Annotated in this window: 6 protein-coding genes; 4 read left to right on the forward strand and 2 right to left on the reverse strand. The window is 67.8% G+C overall.

What is annotated here, in order from left to right; translation table 11 throughout:
• Nucleotides 1-129: 129 nt before the first annotated feature.
• Complete coding sequence (locus QZZ33_RS07720; RefSeq protein WP_291379197.1) at nt 130-1,326, reverse strand: homoserine O-acetyltransferase; 1,197 nt, start codon at nt 1,324-1,326, stop codon at nt 130-132.
• 194 nt (nt 1,327-1,520) lie between these two features.
• Between QZZ33_RS07720 and QZZ33_RS07725 the strand changes: the two genes are divergently transcribed.
• Nucleotides 1,521-2,825, forward strand: a complete 1,305-nt coding sequence (locus QZZ33_RS07725; RefSeq protein WP_291379198.1) for a C40 family peptidase — start codon at nt 1,521-1,523, stop codon at nt 2,823-2,825.
• Nucleotides 2,826-2,887: 62 nt separating this feature from the next.
• Here the strand turns inward: QZZ33_RS07725 and QZZ33_RS07730 are convergent, their stop codons facing one another.
• Nucleotides 2,888-3,409 carry an inorganic diphosphatase gene (locus QZZ33_RS07730; RefSeq protein WP_291379199.1) on the reverse strand — a complete coding sequence of 174 codons (522 nt, stop codon included), beginning with the start codon at nt 3,407-3,409 and terminating at the stop codon, nt 2,888-2,890.
• A gap of 79 nt (nt 3,410-3,488) precedes the next feature.
• Between QZZ33_RS07730 and dacB the strand changes: the two genes are divergently transcribed.
• The 3 genes from dacB to hpt are packed head-to-tail and all read left to right on the forward strand — an operon-like array spanning nt 3,489 to nt 6,518.
• Nucleotides 3,489-4,880, forward strand: a complete 1,392-nt coding sequence (gene dacB / locus QZZ33_RS07735) for a D-alanyl-D-alanine carboxypeptidase/D-alanyl-D-alanine-endopeptidase (RefSeq protein ID WP_291379200.1) — start codon at nt 3,489-3,491, stop codon at nt 4,878-4,880.
• Nucleotides 4,881-4,923: 43 nt separating this feature from the next.
• On the forward strand, nt 4,924-5,949 hold the full coding sequence (tilS, locus tag QZZ33_RS07740) for a tRNA lysidine(34) synthetase TilS (protein WP_291379201.1): 1,026 nt from the start codon (nt 4,924-4,926) through the stop codon (nt 5,947-5,949).
• Between the two features lie 29 nt (nt 5,950-5,978).
• Nucleotides 5,979-6,518: a hypoxanthine phosphoribosyltransferase gene (hpt, locus tag QZZ33_RS07745; RefSeq protein WP_291379202.1), complete on the forward strand. Its 540-nt coding sequence runs from the start codon at nt 5,979-5,981 to the stop codon at nt 6,516-6,518.
• Nucleotides 6,519-6,560 lie beyond the last annotated feature (42 nt).

Raw genomic sequence — 6,560 nt, forward strand, 5'->3', positions numbered from 1 at the left:
CGTGCGCTTGACTAGCGACACATTCGGCGGAACATGGCTCGTACTCTAGGGTCGGTGGCCGCGCCATGGCAAGTCTCGCGCTCAGCCCATCCCAGGCGCCGCCAGGGGAAGGAACCTTGCTCGTGCCGCCTACAGCCCCGCCTCGAACTCCGCGATGAACGCGTTGAGCTGCCCGGACTCCACCAAGAACCCGTCGTGACCAACGGGCGAGTGCACCACCTTGACGCCGCTCGATCCCGATAGCCCCAGGTCCAGCAACTGCGAGTTCTTGAGCGGATAGAGCCGGTCGGAGTCGACCGCAATCACGAGCGCAGGGCCCGTGTAGCGCGCCAGAGCAGTCTCGACCCCACCACGGCCCCTGCCCACGTCGTGGGACTGAATCGCCTGTGCAAGCCGCACATACGTGTTCGCGTCGAAGCGCCGCGCGAGTTTGCGCCCGTGATGTCGCAGGTACGACTGCACGGCAAACAACCCGCCCTTGCCGATGGGGTCGCCGTCGCCTTGGAAGGAGCGCCCAAAGCGATCGGCCAACTCGCCCTCTGACCGGTACGTGGTGTGCGCGATCATGCGCGCGATGCCGAGCCCCACATGCGGCCCGTCGCCGTCGGCCGCGTCGTAGTAGTCGCCACCACGAAACTTGGGGTCGGCGCTGATGGCGGCGACTTGCGAGGTGGACCACGCGATCTGGTCGGCAGTGGTGGCCGCAGTCGAACCGACCGGCGCGATCGCCCCGACTCGCTCTGGCACCGTCACGGCCCACTCGATGGCGCGCATGCCGCCCATCGAAGGGCCGGTGATGAGCCGCCACCTGTCCACTCCCAGGTGATCTGCCAGGGCAATCTCGGCAGCCACCATGTCGCGCATCGTCACGTAGGGAAACCGCGAACCCCACGGCTTGCCGTCGACTGGGTGGGCCGACGCGGGCCCCGTGGAACCCTGGCAGCCGCCGATGACGTTCGCAGACACCACGAAGTGTCTGGCGGGGTCGATGGGCCGGCCCGGTCCGACCATGGCGTTCCACCATCCGCCGGTGTGGTGGCCTGGCTCTGACGGGCCCCACACGTGGCTGTCGCCCGTGAGCGCGTGCGCCACGTAGATCGCGTTGTCGCCAGCCGCGTTCAGCTCGCCCCACGTCTCGTACGCGAGCGTCGTGCCTGGCAGCACGCCCATGGGGTCGGCCTCAAGCGGAAGGTCTCCCAGTCTCAGGAAGCTGCGTCGGCCAGGATGATCGCCCTCGCGCCACGCGGCCGACGCGGGCAAGGGAGCGTCGGCCGCCGGACCCTGGTCCGCAGCCCACGCGTCTGTCTCGATGCCGTCGTCATCCATGCCGAGACCACCCTAAGGCAAGGGGGCACGGGGAAGAGGGCCGGGCGAAGCAGGGCCACTGGTCTTTGGGTCTCAAGTACCTCTGTGCCCACGCCGATAACCACTGAAGGCGCGTTAAACTTGCCACAGTGCACTTTCGCCGCGTGCCGCATCCCGTCTACCATCGCCAGAGATCGGGCAAAGGAGTACGGAAGGTGACAAACCGGCTATTGGGGCGTTGGGCCCACCCCGTGGCCTTGGCGTGCGCGATTGCGTTGATCGCCGTTGCTGCGGTCGCGAGTGCGCCGCGAGTCGCCGACGCCGACAACTACCCAGGTCTGGCTGACATCGCCGCCGCAAAGGTCGCCGTTGCCGACGCCGCAACCACCGTCGCCGAACTTGACGCAGCCGTCGTCCAGCTTGAGAAGGCCCGCGCCGATGCGGAGAATGCCGCGCTCCTTGCCGCCGACCTGTACGTCGAGGCCAAGGAGAATGCCGAGCGTGCTCAGCGCCAGGCTGTGGCCGCAGCCGCGCGGGCAGATGCTGCCGCTGGGGCTTTGGACGCCGCACGTGGCGACCTGGGTGCGATCGCGATGGAGGCCTACCGTTCTGGCGGCTCGTTCACCTCCATCGAGGCGATTTTAGGCGCTGACGGCTTTGAGGATGTGATCGCCCGCTCCGAGGACCACAGCCGTGCGGCCGCCGAGGTCGACTCCGTGGTTCAAGAGGTGCGCGCCACCGAGGTGGTTGCAGGCACCATGAGCGACTTTGCCGCCGACGCTGCGGAAGAGGCTACGGAGGCCGCCGACGCTGCCGCCGTGGCGCTCGCGAAGGCTGAGGACGCCCAACGCGTCGCCGAGCAGGCTGTGGCCGATGCGCAAGAGACCCACGAGGCGGCACTGGCGCGGCTCGCGCAACTCCAGAACACGACCCTCCAACTGGAGCAACAGCGCCAGGCAGGTTTGGCGGCCGCGCGCGCTCAGCGCGATCGCGAGGCTTTGGATGATGCTGTCGCGGACACCGAGCAGCAGCCGGGTACCGGCTCCGATGGCGGGACGTCAGGGAACACGACGAGTCCGCCAGCGACCAACCCGCCAGCGACCAACCCGCCACCAGGGGAGACGTCGGGCTCATGGTCGACGTCGGCGGCTCAGGGCCAGGGCGCAGCGGATCTCGCGCTCACCCTCATGGGAGCGCCGTACCTCTTGGGCGGCAACGGCCCCAGTTACGACTGCTCCGGCATCACCTACGCGGCGTGGCGCTCGCAAGGAGTGACCCTGCCGCGCAGTTCCCGCACCCAGTACGCGGCGGTGACCCACGTTCCGCTGTCACAGATGCGACCGGGCGACCTCGTGTTCTACGGCACCAACCGCAGTACCTCGGCGATCTATCACGTGGCCATCTACGTCGGCAACGGCATGGTGGCCGAGGCCACGAGCCCGGGAAACGTCTCCCAGGTCAGGGCGTACGACGCCTCGTGGCGCATCAATAACCTGATCCCGTACGCGGGACGGCCGTAGTACCGAGAAGGGACGGAGCGCCTGGCGAGTGCTCCTACCGGCACGCGCCCCACGGCCAGTCCCTAATGCTGCGGTGGAACCAACGGGTTCATGTGCTCGAAGGGCGTGCCCTTGGCGCGCTCCATCGAAGCCGTGATCTCGGCCTCTGCCTCTTCGCGGCCCACCCAGTGGGCGCCCTCGACTGACTTGCCTGGCTCGAGGTCCTTGTAGACCTCGAAGAAGTGCTGCACCTCAAGGCGGTGAAAGTCCGACACGTCGGCGATCTCTTGCCGCCACGCGGCGCGCTGGTCGGCCACGGGGACGCACAGCACCTTGTCGTCGCCGCCCGCCTCGTCACGCATACGGAACATGCCGAGTGCGCGGCAACGAATCTGGCAGCCGGGAAAGGTGGCCTCTTCGAGTAACACCAGCGCGTCGAGGGGGTCGCCGTCTTGGCCAAGAGTGCCGTCGATGAAGCCATAGTCGTCTGGGTACCTGGTGGACGTGAACAGCATCCTGTCGAGCACGATGCGGCCCGTGTGGTGGTCCACCTCATACTTGTTCCGTGATCCCTTGGGGATCTCGACGGTGACGTTGAATTCCATGCCACTTCCCGCGCGTAGAGTCTGATTGCTGGGCTCATAGTCTCATGCCAACGGGAGGTGACGCGTGCGGAGACGAATCATGGCGGCAACACTTGTGCCGCTCACCGTGGTCGCTGCCCTGGGCGGATATGCCTACGCCGACTCAGCCGACCTGGTACCTGGCTGGATCACGACCTCTCCTGAACCGCTCCCGCCTCAGCCGTTCCTCACCGCGTCGGCCGTTGACCCCGCCGATGCCCCCGGCACGGATGTGTGGCCGCTGCTCGACGCGTCGGCGCCGGTTCCAGACGTCGCCGTGCTGCAAGGCCTCGCCCAAGGACTCCGCGACGACCCGCGCACGGGCACGTCGGTCAACATCTCCGTGATCGACCTCATCACCGGCGACGTGTTGGTCGACGTCGACGCGGCGGACGGCCAAGTGCCCGCATCGACCACCAAGGTACTGACGGCGATCGCCGTGGTGGGCGCCATGGGGCCGGACGCGACGCTGAAGACGGTGGCCACGTACGACGCGGCGCGCGGGGAGGTGGTGCTGGTTGCTGGCGGAGACATGCTGTTGGCAGCAGACGCGGGCAACGGCGCCGACCCAGTGGGCTTTGCGGGTGTGGGTGACCTGGCTGACCAGGTGGCTGCCGCGCTCGAGGCCGACGGTGTCACGCGTATCAAGATTGGCTACGACACCTCGCTGTTCCCCGGCCCCGCCTACCCCACGGAGTGGCCCGCATACGCGTTGCGCAACGGCTATGCGGCACCAGTCACGGGGCTCGCCGTCAACGTCGGCAAGATGACGGACGACGACTACGCCCAGCGGTGGCCAGATCCCGCCGCCCGCGCCGCAGACGTGTTTGCCAAGAGACTCGACGAGCGCGGCATCGCGGTGACGGGCGTGTCCGCACGCGCAGGGTCCGCTGGCGTTCAAGTAGGTGTTGTCGAGTCCGCGCCGTTGAGCGCAGTTGTCGAGTACATGCTGCATGAGTCCGACAACACCATCGCGGAGGTGCTCACGCGGGTGCTTGCAGTGCACGACGGGCGCCGGGCAGTGCCCTACGAGGCAATGCTTTCGGTGCGTGCGGCGCTCGGCGAGTTGGGACTCGACCTGACGGGACTGGAAATCTACGACGGGGCGGGCTTCTCGGTCCGCAACCGCATCCCGCCCCGCCTGCTGGCAGAGGGCCTGCGCGCGGCGGCGCTTGCGGAGACGACTCACGACTTGCCGGGGTGGCTGGCCGAGGCTGGGCTGTCCGGCACTCTGGACGACCGCTTCACGTCAACGCCTGGCGCTGGAGTGGTGCGCGCCAAGACTGGCTCACTGACAGGGGTGACGGCGCTCTCGGGAATCGTCTTCACTCAGCAGGGCAGGCCGCTCACCTTCGCTGTGCTTGCCGACGGCATGCCCTATGGTCAGGACCGTCCGCGGGCGGCGATCGACGCATTTGTGGATGCCTTGGCACAATGTGGGTGTCAGCAGTGACCGCCCCGCCCGACGCCACAGCAACAACCACCCAAGGAGAAGCGTGACCGGACCGCATCCTGCAGTGGCGGCGACGCGCAACGCCGTGCGCGAGGCGCTGGACGGCGTCGACATGGGCGCCAAGATTTGGGTGGCCTGTTCGGGAGGTCCCGACTCCTTGGCGTTGGCCGCGGCCGCCAGCTTCGTGGCCCGCAAGGAAGGCTTCCTGGTCGGCGCCATTGTCGTCGACCACGGACTATCTGCTGACTCGGCCGTCGTGGCCGAGAAGGCGATCGCCCAGGTGCGCGCGGCAGGCATCGTCACTGCCTATGTGGAGAAGGTGGTGGTGGGCCGCGAGGGCGGTCTTGAGGCCGCCGCCAGGCGCGCACGGTACGCCGCTCTCGACGCACGCGCGGACCTCGAAGGCGGCCTCACGCCGCACATCCTCACCGGCCACACGATGGATGACCAGGCGGAGACGGTGCTGCTCGCGCTGGCCAGGGGGTCTGGGGCGCGGGCACTCGCCGGAATGGCCGTCAAGCGGGGCCGCTACGTGCGCCCCTTCCTGTCTTTGCGGCGCAAGGACACCCTCGCGGCGTGCGAGGCGCTGGGCCTCGAGCCGTGGTTCGACCCCACGAACGAGCCTGATGGCGGACCACGCCGTTCCGCCTTGCGCGGCATCGTGATGCCCGCCTTGGTCGACGTTCTTGGCCCCGGCGTCGTCTCTGGGTTGGCGCGATCTGCGGCGTTGCTGCAGTCCGACGCCGACGAACTGGAGCGCCAAGCGCGCACCGCCATCCAGAACACCGAGACGAAGGTGGCTGGCGAGGAGTGGCGCTGCGACATGCTCGCGGCGCTACCCGACGCCATCCGTACGCGGATGCTGAAGATGCTCGCGGAGAACAGTGGAGCGCGACCGCTCGCCGCCTCGCATGTGGCCGCACTCGACCGCCTGGTCACCACGTACTCAGGGCAGGGTGCTGTGTCGCTGCCAGGTGGCTACGAGGCCAGGCGGGAGTATGGCAGGCTGATCATCACCCAGCCCCTAGAACGCTTCGACCAACCCGACCAGAACGGAACCGAAGAGTGAGCCCTGACTTCGCCCACGCCGCCTTCTCCATGGACGACTTCACCAGTGTCGCGGTGACCGAGCAGCAGATCAGCGACAAGCTCGACCAGATCGCAGCGCAGATTCGCGAGGACTACGAGGGCAAGGAGGTCCTGCTGGTCGGGGTCCTGAAGGGTGCCGTCATGGTGATGGCAGATCTCGCCAGGCGCCTGCCGCCCAGCGTGGAGATGGACTGGATGGCGGTGTCCTCGTACGGATCGGGAACCAAGTCTTCCGGCGTGGTGAGAATCCTCAAGGACCTGGACGCCGACCTCACCGGTCGCCACGTGCTCATCGTGGAGGACATCATCGACACGGGCATGACGCTGTCGTGGCTGCTGGGCAACCTTCGCTCGCGCGGGGCCGAGTCGGTTGAGGTCGCCGCCTTGCTACGCAAGCCGGATGCGGTGCAGGTCGAGATATCCGTGCGTTACGTCGGCTTCGACATTCCCAGCGACTTTGTGGTGGGCTACGGACTCGACTGGGCGGAGAAGTACCGGACCCTGCCGTTTGTGGCAGTGCTCAAGCCGAGCGTCTACTCGGAGGACTAGGCGCTGGCGCCGCTTGGCGCCCGACCGACTCGCGCCCGCCCC

This window comes from Demequina sp. (assembly GCF_016278775.1).
Taxonomy (GTDB): Bacteria; Actinomycetota; Actinomycetes; order Actinomycetales; family Demequinaceae; genus Demequina.